17 protein-coding genes and 1 pseudogene are annotated in these 16,599 nt (G+C 70.1%); 7 read left to right on the top strand and 11 right to left on the bottom strand.

Annotated elements, in window-relative coordinates:
• Positions 1-336 precede the first annotated feature (336 nt).
• The 4 genes from rplL to QE410_RS03820 all read right to left on the bottom strand — a co-directional run bounded on the left by rplL (position 337) and on the right by QE410_RS03820 (position 3,302).
• On the bottom strand, positions 337-723 hold the full coding sequence (gene rplL, locus QE410_RS03835) for a 50S ribosomal protein L7/L12 (RefSeq protein ID WP_058232706.1): 387 nt from the start codon (positions 721-723) through the stop codon (positions 337-339).
• Positions 724-761: 38 nt separating this feature from the next.
• Positions 762-1,277 (bottom strand): 50S ribosomal protein L10, encoded by a 516-nt coding sequence (gene rplJ, locus QE410_RS03830; protein WP_058232707.1) that lies wholly within the window; start codon positions 1,275-1,277, stop codon positions 762-764.
• Positions 1,278-1,718: 441 nt separating this feature from the next.
• Positions 1,719-2,705: a hypothetical protein gene (locus QE410_RS03825; protein WP_307328076.1), complete on the bottom strand. Its 987-nt coding sequence runs from the start codon at positions 2,703-2,705 to the stop codon at positions 1,719-1,721.
• Between the two features lie 195 nt (positions 2,706-2,900).
• Positions 2,901-3,302: an SIP domain-containing protein gene (locus QE410_RS03820; protein WP_307328073.1), complete on the bottom strand. Its 402-nt coding sequence runs from the start codon at positions 3,300-3,302 to the stop codon at positions 2,901-2,903.
• A 103-nt stretch (positions 3,303-3,405) separates the two neighbouring features.
• Here QE410_RS03820 and QE410_RS03815 point away from each other — a divergent pair, with 103 nt between their 5' ends.
• The 4 genes from QE410_RS03815 to QE410_RS03800 all read left to right on the top strand — a co-directional run bounded on the left by QE410_RS03815 (position 3,406) and on the right by QE410_RS03800 (position 7,571).
• Positions 3,406-4,080, top strand: a complete 675-nt coding sequence (locus QE410_RS03815) for a YqaJ viral recombinase family protein (RefSeq protein WP_307328070.1) — start codon at positions 3,406-3,408, stop codon at positions 4,078-4,080.
• 98 nt (positions 4,081-4,178) lie between these two features.
• Positions 4,179-5,864 carry an MDR family MFS transporter gene (locus QE410_RS03810; protein WP_307328067.1) on the top strand — a complete coding sequence of 562 codons (1,686 nt, stop codon included), beginning with the start codon at positions 4,179-4,181 and terminating at the stop codon, positions 5,862-5,864.
• A 4-nt stretch (positions 5,865-5,868) separates the two neighbouring features.
• The gene (locus tag QE410_RS03805; RefSeq protein WP_307328064.1) at positions 5,869-6,330 is read left to right on the top strand and encodes a MarR family winged helix-turn-helix transcriptional regulator; all 462 of its coding nucleotides are present in this window, start codon (positions 5,869-5,871) and stop codon (positions 6,328-6,330) included.
• A 221-nt stretch (positions 6,331-6,551) separates the two neighbouring features.
• Positions 6,552-7,571 (top strand): NADP-dependent oxidoreductase, encoded by a 1,020-nt coding sequence (locus QE410_RS03800; RefSeq protein ID WP_307328061.1) that lies wholly within the window; start codon positions 6,552-6,554, stop codon positions 7,569-7,571.
• A gap of 2 nt (positions 7,572-7,573) precedes the next feature.
• On the opposite strand, the gene QE410_RS03795 is transcribed toward QE410_RS03800, so the two are convergent.
• Positions 7,574-8,458, bottom strand: coding sequence for a LysR family transcriptional regulator ArgP (locus tag QE410_RS03795; RefSeq protein ID WP_307328058.1), 885 nt, complete (start codon positions 8,456-8,458; stop codon positions 7,574-7,576).
• Between the two features lie 69 nt (positions 8,459-8,527).
• On the opposite strand from QE410_RS03795, the pseudogene QE410_RS03790 reads away from it, so the two are divergent.
• Together QE410_RS03790 and QE410_RS03785 are read left to right on the top strand one after the other, a co-directional pair.
• Positions 8,528-9,212, top strand: a pseudogene (locus tag QE410_RS03790) (LysE/ArgO family amino acid transporter).
• Positions 9,213-9,453: 241 nt separating this feature from the next.
• Positions 9,454-9,729 (top strand): acylphosphatase, encoded by a 276-nt coding sequence (locus QE410_RS03785; RefSeq protein ID WP_307328056.1) that lies wholly within the window; start codon positions 9,454-9,456, stop codon positions 9,727-9,729.
• 45 nt (positions 9,730-9,774) lie between these two features.
• Here the strand turns inward: QE410_RS03785 and QE410_RS03780 are convergent, their stop codons facing one another.
• The 6 genes from QE410_RS03780 to rplK all read right to left on the bottom strand — a co-directional run bounded on the left by QE410_RS03780 (position 9,775) and on the right by rplK (position 14,636).
• Complete coding sequence (locus QE410_RS03780; protein ID WP_307328053.1) at positions 9,775-10,836, bottom strand: nitronate monooxygenase family protein; 1,062 nt, start codon at positions 10,834-10,836, stop codon at positions 9,775-9,777.
• Positions 10,837-10,867: 31 nt separating this feature from the next.
• Positions 10,868-11,668, bottom strand: a complete 801-nt coding sequence (locus QE410_RS03775) for an amino acid ABC transporter ATP-binding protein (protein WP_307328050.1) — start codon at positions 11,666-11,668, stop codon at positions 10,868-10,870.
• Positions 11,655-12,320 (bottom strand): amino acid ABC transporter permease, encoded by a 666-nt coding sequence (locus QE410_RS03770; RefSeq protein ID WP_307328048.1) that lies wholly within the window; start codon positions 12,318-12,320, stop codon positions 11,655-11,657. The genes QE410_RS03775 and QE410_RS03770 overlap by 14 nt, the downstream gene beginning before the upstream one ends.
• Positions 12,321-12,451: 131 nt before the next feature.
• Complete coding sequence (locus QE410_RS03765) at positions 12,452-13,255, bottom strand: amino acid ABC transporter substrate-binding protein (protein ID WP_307328044.1); 804 nt, start codon at positions 13,253-13,255, stop codon at positions 12,452-12,454.
• 245 nt (positions 13,256-13,500) lie between these two features.
• Positions 13,501-14,193, bottom strand: a complete 693-nt coding sequence (gene rplA / locus QE410_RS03760) for a 50S ribosomal protein L1 (protein WP_058232720.1) — start codon at positions 14,191-14,193, stop codon at positions 13,501-13,503.
• A gap of 11 nt (positions 14,194-14,204) precedes the next feature.
• A complete protein-coding gene (rplK, locus tag QE410_RS03755) occupies positions 14,205-14,636 on the bottom strand; it encodes a 50S ribosomal protein L11 (RefSeq protein ID WP_058232721.1) in 432 nt (143 codons plus the stop codon).
• Between the two features lie 510 nt (positions 14,637-15,146).
• Between rplK and QE410_RS03750 the strand changes: the two genes are divergently transcribed.
• Complete coding sequence (locus tag QE410_RS03750) at positions 15,147-16,097, top strand: hypothetical protein (protein WP_307328035.1); 951 nt, start codon at positions 15,147-15,149, stop codon at positions 16,095-16,097.
• The last annotated feature ends 502 nt before the right edge of the window (positions 16,098-16,599 follow it).

Here is a 16,599-nt window from a genome sequence, read left to right as displayed (position 1 = left end):
CTCGCCCGGCGGAACCGGGTCTCACACCGCGCGGATCGTCGGGGCACGGTGACGTCCTCGCGTACCCGCCCCGCTTGCACTCCCCGCCCGCCTGCGCACCCCGCCCGTCCGCTCTCCCCGCCCCGCCCGCGCTACTGCCCCGTGTGCGCGCCCCCGCCCGTCCGCTCTCCCCGCCCCGCCCGCGCCCCCGCCTCGCGTGAGGGGTCACGTTCTGTCGCCTCGAGCTGTCCTCGGCGACGAAGACCGACCCCTCACGCGTCAGGAAACGACGAAGACCCGGATGCCAGTGGCATCCGGGTCGTCGCGGATCGCGTTACCGCGACCGATGAAGCGTGATTACTTCAGGGTCACCGTGGCGCCGGCAGCCTCGAGGGCCTCCTTCGCCTTGTCGGCGGTCTCCTTGTTCGCGCCCTCGAGCACGGCCTTGGGGGCACCGTCGACGACGGCCTTGGCCTCGCCGAGGCCGAGCGAGGTGAGCTCGCGGACGACCTTGATGACCTGGATCTTCTTGTCGCCGGCGGCCTCGAGGACGACGTCGAACGAGTCCTTCTCCTCGACCTCTTCGGCGGGGGCCGCGCCACCGGCGGCGGGGCCGGCCACGGCCACGGGGGCGGCAGCGGTGACGTCGAAGGTCTCCTCGAACGCCTTGACGAACTCGGACAGCTCGATGAGCGTGAGCTCCTTGAACGCGTCGAGCAGCTCTTCGGTGCTGAGCTTAGCCATGTTGTATCTCCTTGATCGGGTTAATCAGCCGGGCCGGGTCAGGCCGCGGTGTCCTGCTTCTCGCGCAGCGCGTCGACCGTGCGAACGGCCTTCGACGGAAGCGCCTGGAAGACGTATGCCGCCTTGGTCATCGTCGCCTTCATCGCACCGGCGAGCTTCGCCAGCAGGACTTCACGGCTTTCGAGATCGGCGAGCTTGTTGACCTCAGCAGCGGTCAGCGGGGCGCCATCGAAGTAGCCGCCCTTCACCACGAGCTGAGGGTTAGCCTTGGCGAAGGCACGCAGGCTCTTCGCGACGGCGACGGGGTCGCCGTGCACGAACGCGATGGCGGACGGGCCCTTGAGCTCGTCATCCAGTCCCGTGACCCCCGCGTTGGACGCGGCGATCTTGGTCAGCGTGTTCTTCACCACGGCGTAATCCGCGTCCTGACGGATGTCGTTGCGCAGCTGCTTGAGCTGGGCAACCGTCAGACCGCGGTACTCGGTCAGCAGAACGGCGGTCGAGTTCTCGAAGTTCTTCGTGAGCTCGGCGACCGATGCATCCTTCTGCGCCATGGCCACTCCTTGTGTGTACGAGGCGCTCCGCGATGGCGGGGCGCCGGCCGAAGACACCGGGGTCTGGGCAAAAAGAAGAGCTCCGGCGCAGGCGCACGGAGCTCGAGAGGAGTTTCGTTACCTGCGTAGGTCCCCTGCTGTTTCAGCAGACGCTTCGATCGACGTGCACGCACGACGATGACCGACGGTCTTTGGCTTGACCCCCACCATACCCGACCCATGCCCCCGGCGCCAATCCGCCCCCGCCCTGCCTCGGCCCCGCCCGTGCCCCGCACGCCACCCCGACCCACCCAGGCCCGCGACCCGCGCCCGCCGCCGCGTCGGCGAGGACGCATACGTTCGTCGATGACGCATCCGAATGCCCCCGAATGACTGCGTCCTCATCAAACGCGTGCGTCTTCACGCGCGTCAGCGCGGCGAACGCGTGCGTGGCGACGCGCGTCAGCGCGGCGAACGCACCCCGAAGGCAGCGAGCCGGGCGCCAAGCGCCTCCGGCGAGACGATGTCAGCGAAGCCTCCACGACACAGCCGCCACTGTGTGACTCCGCGGATCCAGTCCTCGCGCCGCTTCTCATCCAGCACCACGTCTTCGACGGAGCGCCCGCGGCGCATCGCGCTGTCTCGATACTTCACTTCCCCATCGAATTCCCAGAACGTTCGCACGTCGCGCAGGCCGATGTCGACGAAGTAGTCGAATCCGTGGGGCCCCTTCACGGCCACCTGCAGGTCGAGATCACGGAAACCGAGCCGGTGCAGTTGCAATCGACTGACGCTCTCTCCTGGGAGCTCCGCCCGACCGTCGGAGAACGCGACGATCCATGCGGCATCACGAACGCCGCGCCTTCCCCTCGCACGCGAGACGCGGTCGAGCATGGCCTCACGCCAGAGCGCATGCGCATCAGGGTCGAACCGCCGATCCGTGACCGCGACTCGACGCAGTGCTGCGTCGGCGCAGCTCAACGCCACCTCGCGCGACTGCGTGCACGCGACGTCGAATACCGTCCTCTCGAGAGAGGTGCAGCGGAGGCCGCCGACGATGACCACATCCGCCGCTCCGAGCGCTCCGGTATGCCGCCTGATCGCCCTTCCGCTGGGAGGATGCGAAGCCCGCGGAACGGTTGTATGCACCGGACCATCGCTGAACCGATAGAGCGGTAGACCGTGCAACACGGCCGCCGAGAGGTGGGAGATGACCCCACCGGCCTCGCGTGCCCGATCCGCGGCGGCCAGGATGGCGAAGCGGTGGCGGTCTGTCGGCCGCGCTGTCTCCCACTCCTCGCGAGCGACATACACACCTGGCTGTATCCGGTGCCACCCGCCGCCGGCACCGGCCTTGCGTAGCTCGGCATCCGGCACGCCCCGCTCGCGCAGCTCGGCTCGCGAGAACAACGACCGTCGAGCGCGGGCAACCGCCGATTCCGCGAGCATCCACCCACCATGCCGACTCCGGCGGAGCGCCGTCGCCGACTGTCCACAGGCGCGCGCTGGGCCGGGGCCTCAGCCACGGTCGAAGACGCATCGGATCGTCGAAGACGCACCGCTTTTCGATCGAACGAATGCGCCCTCGCGGATCACGTGCGTCCTCGGCAGAAAGGTCCACCCCACCCGCCCGGGCACCTGCCGTCAGGAGACGCGCGGCTCGGGCAGCAGCGCCTGCGTCATACGCACGATGCGCGAGGGCGTGCGGGCGCCGAGCCAGACGGTGCAGACCGGGTCGTCGCCGCAGGCCCACTCGGCGCACCACGCGTGGATCGCCTGCGCCAGCCGCTCGCCCCGCGGCCGGAACCCGCCGTCGCGCGACCGGTCGAGCCAGCTCACCCGGCCCTCGTGCGCGTCGATCACGCCGACCTGCGCGGAACCGCACACCTCGACCAGCACCGTCACGTGCGCCGCCGGCGACAGGGCCGCGGCAATGCGCCGCATCTCCGGGATGTTCTGCGCGTCGCCGCCCAGCAGCACCGCGCCCTCGAGGTCGCACCAGCGACCGCCGTCGGGGCGGCGCAGCGAGGCGGCATCCGGGTTCATGCCCAACAACTTAGGTCACCCTTACTTCGCGCACAAGACCCCGGATGCCGACGCGCCGGGGTTCCGATTCGATCCAGGGCCGAGCGGGGTTAGGGTCGAACGCATGTCCCCCGAGCTCGTCGCGTCGCGCAGCGCCGACCTCGACGCACGGATCGTCGCCGATTCGCGCGATCGGGTCGCCTGGATCCGGGCGCGCTCGCGCGGCATCACCGCGACCGACGTCGCCACCCTGACCAGCCACAACGCGATCTCGCGAGCGGCGGATGCCAAGCTCATGGGCTCGAACTTCTCGGGGAACGCCTTCACCGCGCACGGCCGCCGCCGCGAGCCAGAGATCGCCGCCTGGGTGGCCGCGACGCACGGGATCCGACCCTCGTCGGCGCTGTACCACGCGGTCGTCGAGAAGCGGCACCTCGCCACCCCCGACGGCGTCGTCGTCGACGGTGAGGGGCGCATCGTGCTCGCCGAGATCAAGACGACGAACAAGGCGTGGCGCTCGATCCCCAAGACCTATATGCGCCAGATCTGGTGGCAGCAGCACGTGCTCGGCGCCGAGCGCACCCTGGTCGCGTGGGAGCAGCACGACGGCTTCGTCCCGATGCACGACGAGCCCCGCTGCCAGTGGGTCGACCGCGACGAGCGCGAGATCGCCAAGCTCGTCGGCCTCGCGACATCTCTGATCGACGAGCTCTACCGCCGCACCATGGAGGCGCGCCGGCCGATGCCGGTGCACAAAGAACCCACGGACAGGTACCGCGCCCTCGCGCTCCTCGATTAATAGTTGACGCAAGTCAAGCATTAGGCGTATCGTTGACACCAGTCAACTAATCGCGCCAGCGTCGTCGCGGCATCCGCCCCCTCCCGTGGAGTCTCCGCATGGCAACCACCTCCGTCGACGCGCCCGCACAGCGCCGCGTCCTCCCGGCCCTGATCGGGCTGCTGCTCGGCACGTTCGTGTCGATGCTCGCCTCGACCGTCGTCTCGACCTCGCTGCCGGTCATCGTGCACGACCTGGCCGGCGACCAGAACGCGTACACCTGGGTCATCACCGCGACCCTCCTCACCACCGCGATCTCCACCCCCATCTGGGGCAAGCTCGCCGACCTGTTCAACCGCAAGGTGCTCATCCAGATCGCCATCGCGATCTTCGTGCTCGCCACCGCCGCCGCCGGCTTCTCGCAGAACACCGACATGCTCATCGCCTTCCGCGCGGTGCAGGGCCTCGGCGCCGGCGGTCTCGCCGCCCTCAGCCAGGTGATCATGGCCGACATCATCAGCCCCCGCGAGCGCGGGCGGTACATGGGTCTGTTCGGTGCCGTCATGGCCGTCGCCACCGTCGGCGGACCGCTCCTCGGCGGGGTCATCACCGACGCGTTCGGCTGGCGCTGGAACTTCTTCGTCGCGCTCCCCTTCGCCGTCGCCGCGCTGCTCATCCAGCAGCGCACCCTGCACCTGCCGGTCCGCGCGAAGCGCAAGGTGAAGATCGACTACGTCGGCATCGTCCTGCTGTCGGCAGCCGTGTCGCTCCTGCTCATCTGGGTGACGAACGCCGGCAGCACCTTCGAGTGGGCCAGCACCGAGACGCTGCTCATGGTCGGCGGTGCCGTCGTCGCCGCGATCCTCTTCGTCGTGGTCGAGCTGCGCTCGTCCGAGCCGCTCGTGCCGCTGACCCTGTTCCGGGATGCCACCTTCACCCTCGCCACGATCGCCTCCATCGCGACGGGCCTGGCGATGTTCGGCACGTCGGTGTTCCTCAGCCAGTACATGCAGATGGCCCGTGGCGCGACCCCCACCGAGGCCGGCGTCATGACCATCCCGATGATCGGCGGCCTGCTCGTGGCATCCATCGTCGTCGGCGCCCTCATCTCGCGCTTCGGGCACTGGAAGCCGTTCCTCGTCGCCGGTGGCGTGCTGCTGATCGCGGGGTCGTTCCTGCTGTCGACCATCCACTACGACACGAACTTCGCGCTCGTCTCGCTGTACATGTTCTTCCTCGGCGCGGGCGTCGGCATGACGATGCAGAATCTCGTGCTCATCGTGCAGAACACCGCCAACCCCACCCAGATGGGCGCGGCGAGCTCGGGAGTGACGTTCTTCCGCAGCCTCGGCGGCACCATCGGCGTGTCGGTCATGGGCGCGGCGCTGGCCAGCATGGCGACGAGCCTGTTCACCGACCGGGCGGCCGACCTGCAGGCCGCGATCATGGGGCTCGGCCCGCACGGCGCCGCGGTCGCTCAGTCGCTGCAGTCGGGCGCGATCCCCCAGGTCTCGACCCTCCCCGAGAGCGTCCGCGTCATCGTCGAAGACATCTACGCGCAGTCGATCGCGCACTCGTTCTTGATCGCGGTGCCGGTCGCCGTGGTCAGCCTCGTCGCCATCCTGTTCCTGCCGAACCGGCCGCTGACCCGGATGACGACGACGGAGCGGGTTGCTGCCAGCGAAGCCGACCTCGCCACCGTCTCGGTCCCCGCCGCCATGGCGACCCTCTCCGCGACCGGCACGGTGAAGACCCAGGATGCCGTGCGCGCGCACCGCGACGCCGAGATGGGAGAGGATGGCTGACGTGATGAGCGACGTGACCGATGACCGCCGAGAGGCCGTGCAGGCCTTGGAATCGTCGTTCTCGGAGCTCATGACCGTGTTCCGTCGCTTCGTCTCCGAGGCCGCGGAACGGGTCAGCCCCGGGATGCTCCCGGCCACCTTCAAAGCTCTCTCGGTCGTCAGCCGCTTCGGGCCCCTCACCCTGTCGGCGCTGGCCGAGCGACTGGCCGCCGACAAGGGGTTCCTCAGTCGATCGATCACCGAACTCGAAGACCTCGGGCTCGTCACCCGCACCCCCGACCCGAACGACAGGCGCTCGCGCCTGATCGCGGTGACGGAACTCGGCCACCACCGCCTCGCCGAGGCGCGCGCCCCGCACGAGAGCCGTCTGTTCGAGGCGATCGCCGACTGGACGATCGACGACATCCGCCACCTCTCGACCCTGCTCCACGCGCTCGCGGTGGGCGAGGTGCCCGCACGCGACTGAACGTCGACAGACCCTGCGGCGCCTCGCCGCCGACACGAGAGGGCGCGACCGGCCCGGCGGTCGAATGCGCCCGGACGGGCCGGTCGGCTAAGCATCGCGGCGCCCGGAGCGTCGCGACACGGTGACGGCGGCGAAACACCGGCGAGACAATGGGGCGCTTGACTGGAGAGGTCGCGGCGGAGTCGCAGCGACTTGCGACCATCCGCGAGAGAGAGCGCACGATGAGATTCCGATCGACGCGTCCCGAGACCACCCTCCACCCCGCGCCCGCCGTGCCGGACACGATGAACGCGGTGGTCTTCGACGCGCCGGGCTCCACCGAGGTGCTGCGCTCCGCACGCATCGCGGTGCCCACACCGGTGCTCAGCGAGGTGCTCGTTCGCGTGGTCGCGGCGGGCGTGAATCCGATCGACGCGAAGACTCGCGCCGGCCGCGGCATGTCGGGGGCCATCGACGCGTGGCCGTCGGTGCTCGGCCTCGATGTCAGCGGCGTGGTGGTGCGCACTCCGTTCGACGCGCATCCCTTCCCCGTCGGGACCGAGGTCTACGGCATGCCCGCGTTCCCCCGTACGGGCGGCGGATATGCCGAGTACGTCGTGGTGCCCACCCTCTCGCTCGCGCGGAAGCCCCTTTCGCTCTCGCACGTCGAGGCCGCAGGCGTTCCGGTCGCGGCGCTGACCGCGTGGGGCCTCGTCGTCGAGACGGCCCTCGCGCACCAGGGCCAGCGCATCCTCATCCACGCGGGCGCCGGCGGGGTGGGCCACTTCGCCGTGCAGTTCGCGGCGTACTTCGGCGCGCACGTCATCGCCACCGGCTCGCCCCGCAACCGCGACTGGCTGCGCGAACTGGGTGCCGCCGAGGTCGTCGACTACACCTCCACCCGTTTCGAAGACGTCATCGCCGACGTCGACGTCGTCATCGACCTCATCGGCAACGTCTCCGACGACACCGGGACACGTTCGCTCGACGTGCTGCGTCCGGGCGGTCTGCTCATCGAGGTGCCGACCGGCGCCTGGCCGGGGTTCCGCGAGGCGGCCGCCGCCCGCGGCATCCGGTCCACCGACTACAAGGCGATCCCCGACGGCGGAGCGCTCGCGACGATCGCGCGGCTGCTCGATGCGGGGGCGATCCGCGTCTACGTCGACCGGGTGTTCGACCTCGCCGATGCCGCAGACGCGCACACCGAGCTCGAGCGCGGTCACACGCGCGGCAAGATCGTGCTGCGCGTCAGCGACGACTGACGTCATCCCGCGAGCACACGCCTTCCCTCGTCGACGATCTCATCGGCGATGTCATCGAGCAGCGACGACGTGAGGTTCCACTGCTGCCAGAACAGCGGCACATCGACCGGGTCGTCGCCGAGACGCACGAGCGCGCCCGTCGCGAGCCCGTCCCTCGACTGGAAGCCGGGAAGCAGCCCCCATCCGAGGCCCAGTTCGATGGCGCTGGCGAAGTCCTGGGATGCCGGCACGCGATGCCTGGGCGGAGCCCCCTCCGCGACTCCGCGGCGCGCGAGCCAGCGGGTCTGAAGGTCGTCGCGACGGTCGAAGTCGACCACCGGCGCCGCGTTCAGGGTGTCGGCATCGACCCTCTCGGGGAACCACCGGGTCGCGAACCCGGCCGTCGCCACCGCTTCGTACCGCAGCACGCCCAGCCGTCGAACGCGACACCCGGCGACCGGTGCCTCACGCGAGGTCACCGCGGCCATGACGGTGCCCGACTCCAACAGTCCTGCGGTGAAGTCCTGGTCGTCCCGGTGCAGGTCGAACACCACCGCCCGGCGGGCGGCGACCCGGGCCAGCGGCGGCAGGAACCACGTCGCGAGCGAGTCGGCGTTCACCGCGAGGGGAACGGATGCCACTGCCCCGCCCTCTGCGCCCATCGCGGCGAGCGCGTCGTACTCGAGCAGCGCGAGCTGACGCGCGAGACGCACCACCGCGTCTCCGGCTTCGGTGGTGCGCACGGGTTTGGATCGCACGAGCACGACGCGCCCGAGTTGGTCTTCGAGCGCGCGGATACGCTGGCTCACCGCCGAAGGGGTTATGTGCAGGCGACGTGCTGCGGCGTCCAGGGTCCCCGCCTCCACCACTGCGGCGAGCGTGCGAGCGAGATCGAGCGGTATCGACATGAAGCGATGCTAATGGTGCTGCAGAATCATGAGCTGGTCTTCGCGAGGTCACGACCGTAGCGTCGGAGTGTGCTCACCCCCCTGCTCGCCGGCCTCGGCCTCGGTTTCTCACTCATCGTCGCCATCGGTGCGCAGAACCTGTTCGTGCTGCGGCAGGGCATCCGGCGCGAGTACCTCCTCGCGGTCGTCGCGGTGTGCGCGGTGTCGGACGCGGCACTGATCGCGCTCGGCGTCTCCGGTGTCGGTCTCGTGCTGCAGGCCGTGCCGTGGCTGATCGTCGTCGTGCGCTGGGCGGGCGCCGTGTTCCTCGTCGGCTACGGCGTGCTCGCGGCGCGGCGCGCCCTGCGGCCCAGCGGCGGAACGCTGCGCCTGGATACCCCCGTGCCCTCCGTTCCGGATGCCGCTACTCCCTCCCCCCGCGTCACCACCCGGACCGTCGACAGCACGGCGTCACGCACCCCGCACGACGCCTGCCGCCACCCTCCTGACCTGCCTCGCGTTGACGTGGCTCAACCCGCACGTCTACCTCGACACGGTGTTCCTGCTCGGCTCGGTGGCATCCACGCACGGCGACGGCCGGTGGGCGTTCGCGATCGGCGCGTGCACCGCCAGCCTCGTGTGGTTCTCGGCGCTCGGCTTCGGCGCCCGCTACCTCGGCCGCTGGCTCGACACGCCGCGCGCGTGGCGCATCCTCGACGCGGTCATCGCCGTGGTGATGTTCGCCATCGCGGTGTCGCTGGTGCTGCCGCACTGAGGCGGCGGGCGCAGGCGGCGTCCTGCGGGCGGCGTCTTCGTCGGTCCACGATCCGCCCGGATGCCGGCGCGGGACGGAGTCGGCAGGTCCGGGCCTTGGTGGCCGGTCAGAATCGCCCGTCGCAGGCGGGACCGCCCCGTTTGGGGCAGGATCGGCCGCTCGGGGCGGAATCCGCCCGCCCCAAAACGCCGAATCCGCCCCGAACCCGACCGCCCCGGGCACCGTCCGCGAGAATGAGCGCATGCGAGCGGTGATGATCACGGTGCACGGGCGGGTGCAGGGCGTCGGCTTCCGTTACGCGCTGCACGCCGCCGCGCAGCGCGCGGGCGCCCGCGGCTGGGTGCGCAATCGTCGAGACGGCACGGTCGAGGCTCTCATCGCGGGAGACGCGGCGACCGTCGACGCCGTCATCGCCTGGGCGCACGAGGGGCCGCCGTCAGCGCGGGTCGACCGCGTCGACGCTGTTGAATGCGGCGAGGCACCTCCCGTCGACTTCGAGATCCGAGCGACCGCCTGACCAGACCGGAGTCGAGGGTCCGGGATCGGTACGCCTCCGCGAGATTCACACGGCGAGAGAATGGTCGGCCGGAACACCGGCTCGCAACTCGGCGAGCACCTCGGCGGCGTCGTCGAGACGAGCCAGCCCGGCCGCCTGCCCCGCCCACAGCGACACGAGGTCGGCGTCGCCCGCCGCACCCGCCGCCGCGCGGAAGACGCCCGTGAGCCAGTTCTGCGCCGGGAACGGGGCGATCATGCCCGACGCCTCCAGATCGCGCATCGCGCGGTTCGGGATGCCACGGGCCAGCCGCCCGCTCATCGCCCGCGTCAACACGGTGTCGGTGTCTGCGGCCGCGGCGATAGCCGCTCGATGGCCCTCCGTGGCCGCGGATTGTCGGGTACGCAGGAACGCCGTCCCCACCTGCACACCGGATGCCCCCAGCGCGAAGGCCGCCGCGACGCCGCGACGGTCGGCGATGCCCCCGGCCGCGATCACGGGAATGCCGACGGCATCCACCACCTGCGGCACCAGGGCGAAGGTGCCGACGAGCGAGTCCACGGCCTCGCGTAGGAACGACACGCGGTGCCCACCCGCTTCCGCCCCCGTCGCGACGACGGCGTCGACGCCCGCGGCCTCGAGCGCGACCGCCTCGGCGACCGAGGTGGCGGTGCCGATCACGTGAATGCCGAGGGCCTTCGCGCGCGCGAGGGTGGCGGCATCCGGAACTCCGAAGACGATGCTGAGCGCGTCGGGGCGGGCGTCGAAGACCGCGTCGAGCTGATCCGCCAACGCGGGCAGGAAGGAGGCCGGGGGCTCGGGTGCGACGACGCCGGCGGCGGCGAAGAGCGGGTCGGCCGCGCGAAGGAACGGCGCGATGTCGACGGCGTCGGGAGTGACCTCGTCACCGCGAGGCCACCACAGGTTCACCGCGATGCGCCCCGGCGTCGCCGCGCGCAGGGCGGTGACGGTCTCGTGGATGCGTGCGGGCGTGTACCCGTACAGCCCGAACGAACCCAGCCCTCCGCCGTCGCTGACCGCGGAGGTCAGCGCGACGGACGACAGCCCTCCGAACGGGCCGAGGACGATGGGCGTGTCGAGACCGAGAAGGCGTTCCAGGCGGCGCATGCTCCGACGCTACTCCGAGCCTCCGACACTGTTACGCGTCGTCTTCCGCCGCGGGTTCGGGACCGTCGAGCGGACGCAGCAGACGGTTGAGGAACCGTTGGGTGCGCTCCTTCTTCGGCTGGCGCAGCAGCTCTGACGGCGCACCGCGCTCGACGATCACGCCCTCGTCGAAGAAGAGCACCTCGTCGGCGACCTCACGCGCGAAACCGAGTTCGTGCGTCACGATGACCATCGTCCACCCCTCGTTCGCGAGTTCGCGCAGCACCGTGAGCACCTCGCCGACGAGCTCGGGGTCGAGGGCGCTGGTCGGCTCGTCGAACAGCAGCAGCTGCGGCTGCAACGCCAGCGCGCGCACGATCCCCACCCGCTGTTGCTGACCGCCCGAGAGCTCGGACGGATACGCGTCGCGCTTCTCCGCCAAGCCCACACGCGCAAGCAGGGTCTCGGCCCGGGCGACCGCGTCGGCCTTGGCGACACCGTGCGCCTGCACGGGCCCCTCGATGACGTTCTGGATCACCGTCAGGTGCGGAAAGAGGTTGTGGTGCTGGAACACCATCGCCGAGCGGTCGCGCAGGGCCGTGCGGTCGGCCTTGGTCACCTTCGTCGAGAAGTCGACGGCCGGACCTCCATCGAACGCCACGACACCGGCATCCGGGGTCTCCAGGCCGTTCAGGCAGCGCAGCACCGTGGTCTTACCCGAACCCGAGGGTCCGATGAGCACGAGCACGTCGCCGCGGCGCACCTCGAGGTCGACGCCGGCCAGCACGCGGTTCGCGCCGAAGCTCTTCTCGAGTTCGGTGACCTGCAGCAGCGGGGTGTCAGTGGGCGACATGGCGGTCCAACCTCTTCTCGAGGGCGTTCTGCCCGAACGACAGCACGAGGCAGAACAGCCAGTAGATGAGCGCCGCCTCGAGGTAGACGGCCATGAACTCGTATGAGAAGGCCGCGATGTTCTGCGCCTGCCGGAAGAGCTCCGATACGAGGATGAGGGATGCCAGGGAGCTGTCCTTCACGAGCGAGATGAAGGTGTTCGACAGCGGCGGGACCGACACCCGCGCGGCCTGCGGCAGGATGATGCGCGTCAGCGTCTTAGCCGGCGAGAGGCCGACCGTGTGCGCCGCCTCCCACTGCCCCCGCGGGACCGACAGGATGGCCGCGCGGATGACTTCGGCCGCGTATCCGCCCACGTTGAGCGAGAAGGCGATGACCGCGGCGGGGAACGGCTCGATGGTCAGCCCCACCGCGGGGAGACCGTAGAAGATGACGAACAGCTGCACGAGGAGCGGTGTGCCACGGATGACCGAGATGTAGAACCGCGCGATGCCCGACAGCACGACGTTGGGTGACAGGCGCAGTAACGCCATGAACAGCGCGATAACGAGACCGATCGCGAACGAGGCCAACGACAGCGGGATGGTGCCCCGAAGTCCCGCCAGCACCATCGGCCAGAACGAATCGAGCATCAGTGTCCAGATGTCGTTCATGGGCCTCCTTCCTCCTTCGGGCTCGGCGCCCGGCTCCTCGTCGCGGGCGCTCACGCACACGCGGGGGCAGACCGACCGCCACCCACGCTAGGGGCGGGAGGCGGTCGATCCGCGGGGCTTTACAGCGAGACTTACTGAGTGACGTCGGCGCCGAAGTACTTCTGGCTGATCTCGGCGAGCGTGCCATCGGCGCGCAGCTCCTCGAGAGCACCGTCGACCGCGTCGGCGAGCGCGTCCTGGCCCTTCTTGAACGCGAAGGCGCTCTCGGAGGTGTCCTCGGTCTCCGCGGCGATCTTCAGGCCGGTCGGGCTGTTCGTCTTCTCGTAGTCGAGGTAGGTGAGCTGGTCGTTGACCGTGGCATCCACACGTCCCTGCTTGAGCAGCGCGACGGCCTGCGCCCAGCCCTCGACGGCCTCGACCTGAGCGCCGCTCTTGGTGGCCAGCTCGTACCAGTTGCTGGTCAGTGACTGCGCGGTGGTCTTGCCCGACAGGTCGGCGAAGCTCGAGATCGAGGTGTCGCCGTCGGTGGTGACGATGACGCCGCGCGAGACGGTGTACGGCGTGCTGAAGGTGTACTTCTCTTCACGCTCGGGGTTGATCGACACCTGGTTGGCGATGACGTCGAAGCGTCCGGCGTCGAGGCCGGCGAAGATGGCATCCCATTGCGTCTCCCGGAACATCACCTCGAGACCGAGCTTCTCGGCGACGGCCTGGGCGATCTCGACGTCGAACCCGGTCAGATCCCCCGCGCCCTCGTGGAACGAGAACGGACGGTAAGTGCCTTCCGTGGCGACGGTCAGGGTGCCGTCGGAGACGAGGTCGTACTCGGAGCCGGCCCCGGAGGTCTCGGAGGTCGAGCCGCCGCTGCAGGCGGTCAGCGCGAGGGCGCTCAGGCCCAGGGTGGCGGCGAGGACGGTCAAACGACGACGGGGCATAGCTGTTCCAGACATGGTGATGTGGGGGACGTGCGAGGGGGTATGGCGCTGAGCGCTCTCGGTGACAACACGGGCGTTCGCCGAACCCTTCCCGGATGACACCGAGTCGCACGATCGTGCGCGGACAGGCGTCATCGCGGGTCGGATCACGCCACGGGGCGGTCGGGCGGCGTGCGGGAAGCGGTCGGGAGATGCGAAAGCCCCGCCGGCGCGTGGCGCGGCGGGGCTTCCGGATGACGCAGAGGTCAGACGAGGACGTTGACGTCCAGCGGGATGCCGGGACCGAAGGTGGTCGAGACGGCGCCCTTCTGGATGTAACGGCCCTTCGAGCTCGACGGCTTGAGGCGGACGATCTCCTCGAGCGCGGCCTTCAGGTTCTCGTCGAGCTGCTCGGCCGAGAACGACGCCTTACCGACGACGAAGTGCACGTTGGCGTGCTTGTCGACGCGGAACTCGATCTTGCCGCCCTTGATCTCCTCGACGGCCTTGGCCGGGTTGGGGGTCACGGTGCCGGTCTTGGGGTTCGGCATGAGGCCGCGGGGTCCGAGGACCTTACCGAGGCGACCGACCTGACCCATGAGCTCGGGCGTGGCGACTGCGGCGTCGAACGACGTGTAGCCGGCGGCGACCTTCTCGATGAGATCGGTGCCACCGACCTCGTCGGCGCCGGCGGCGAGAGCCGCCTCGGCCGCGGGGCCGTTGGCGAAGACGATGACGCGAGCGGTCTTACCCGTGCCGTGGGGCAGGATGACCGTGCCGCGGACCATCTGGTCGGCCTTACGGGGGTCGACCGAGAGCTTCAGCGCGACCTCGACGGTCGAGTCGAACTTCTTCGAGCCGGTTTCCTTCGCGAGGGCGACGGCCTCGCTCGGGGTGTAGAACGTGTCGGCCGCGATCTTCTCAGCAGCGGCGCGGAATGCCTTGGACTTGGTAGCCATTGTTATCTCCCTCAGTCCTCGACCGTGATGCCCATGGAACGGGCGGTGCCGGCGATGATCTTCGAGGCAGCCTCGATGTCGTTCGCGTTCAGGTCGGGCTGCTTCGTGGTGGCGATCTCGCGGACCTGCTCCTTGGTCAGCTTGCCGACCTTGGTGGTGTGCGGCGTGGGCGAGCCCTTCGCCAGGCCCGCAGCCTTCTTGATGAGCTCAGCGGCGGGGGGCGTCTTCAGGATGAACGTGAAGCTGCGGTCCTCGTAGACGGTGATCTCGACGGGGATGACGTTGCCTCGCTGGGCTTCGGTCGCCGCGTTGTACGCCTTGCAGAACTCCATGATGTTGACGCCGTGCTGACCGAGCGCCGGACCGATCGGCGGCGCGGGGTTGGCCGCGCCGGCCTTGATCTGGAGCTTGATCAGGCCGGTCACCTTTTTCTTGGGTGCCATATCCTTTTCCTCTCTCGAGCGGGAACCTCGCGGCTCCCTCTCTCCCGCACGCCCGGCGGTTCCGGACAGCGGTCGTCACGCACTGAGGCACGCAACCTCCCCATCATACGCGACGCCGAAGCCCGCGGCATCCACCGCTCTCCCCCGCCCACCGCGGCGGTGTCGGCGCTGCGAGGTCTGCGAGAAACGCGATCCGCGGGCGAAAACGGCACGACGGCCCGTTCATCGGTGCGGATGCCGTTTCTCGCGGGGAAGTGGCGCCGATGGGACGTTGACGTTGCACGGCGGCGTGCCGACGTCAGCGCGGGCGGCGGATCGGGCGGAGCGCGCGCGTTCCGGCCCGACAAACGCCATCCGCGCACGCAAACGGCGTGACGACGCGTTTCCGACGGCGGACGGAGTTTCTCGCCACGCATGCGGTACCCCCCGTCGGGGGCGCACGGACGCCACAGCCGAACAGTTATCCACAGGGCGCATCGCCCGCGGCCGCGCCTTTGACATCCTCGGCGCATGGAGACGTCTGTGCGCCTGCAACCCCCGCCCCTGCCCCTGATCCGCGCGGTCGACGCGGCCCGGATGGGGCGACGCCCGCACGCAGACCGCGCTCTCCGGCGGCTGCGCCCGGGCGTCTACGCCGAGAAAGTCGCCTGGGACGCTCTGCCCGAGTGGGATCGCTATGCGGCGCGTGTGCACGCCTATGCGCTCACAAACCCTCGGGCCGTCTTCTCGCACGAGTCGGCCGCAACGCTTCTCGGACTGCCGGTGTTCGGCCACCCGCGCATGATTCATCTGTTCGACGCGCGACGGACGAGGTCTTTGGTTCACGGAGACGTCGTCGTTCATACGAGTCTCGACATTCGATCGATGTGCGACGTCGGCGACCTCCGGACGACATCTCCGTCCGCGACGGCGATCGATCTGATCCGCTGCCTGACACCGGCGCTGGGTATCGCTGTCGCGGACGCCACCATTCGCGTCCACAGCGTGACGCGCGAGCAGCTGCGCGAGACGGCCGACGCCCAGCGCAGCATTCGAGGGAGACGGCGACTTCAGTGGGTCCTCGGGAATGCCGACGGCGCAGCCGAATCACCTGCGGAGTCCATCAGCCGGGCTGTCGCGCAGTGGTGCGGGTTCCCCGAGCCCATCCTGCAGGCAGAGCACCGCATCGGACCGCGTCGATACCGGTCCGACCTGTGCTGGCCGGAGTTCCGCGTGCTCGGCGAGGTGGACGGCTGGGGCAAGTACACCTCAGGGGATTCCCCCGAGGCGGTGCTGCGCGACGAGAAGCGCCGCGAAGACGCCCTGCGCCGGATCGGGTGGCGTGTCGCGCGATGGGAGTACGCCGACGCCCTCAAGGTCGACGCGATGCGCGAGTCGCTCCTCGCCGCGGGTCTCCCTCTAACCGGCAAGCCCGACACGGCGAGTCTTCACGCCGTCGGTCGCAACCCGCGTTCTTGGTGACCAACGCGCGGTGAGATCGGGCCGCGGGAGAAACGGCATCCACCGGCGGAAACAACCCGTAGGAGCGTTTACTCAAGCGGATCCCGTTTGTCGGTGCACTGTTCGCCGATCCGCGGTGAGCGCGCGGCGGTGGGCGGGCGCCAGGCGGGCGCCGGGCGGGCGGGCGTGCCGGGCGGGCGCGCGCGCACGCGGGCGGGCGCCGGCCGGGCAAGCGGTGGGCGGGCGCGGCGGGCGGGCGCGCCGGGCGGGCGCGGGGCCGGTGTGGGGCGGGCGCCGTGGCGCGCCCGGCGGCCTCGGCGACGGCGGCGGGCTCGAGAAACGGGCGTCCGCCGGAAGGAACAACGCGGCGGAGCGTTCCTCACCGCGGATGGCGTTTATCGACGCGGACACCGACGACCTCCCCGCCGCTCAGCCACACACCGACGCGCCGCGACACACGAGGCCGTCGCGAGAACGGCATCCATCACTGGAAACAACTCGATGGGACGTTTGTGCACGCGCA

The organism is Microbacterium sp. SORGH_AS_1204, assembly GCF_030818935.1.
GTDB lineage: Bacteria > Actinomycetota > Actinomycetes > Actinomycetales > Microbacteriaceae > Microbacterium.
This window is presented reverse-complemented; position numbering and strand designations above follow the sequence as displayed.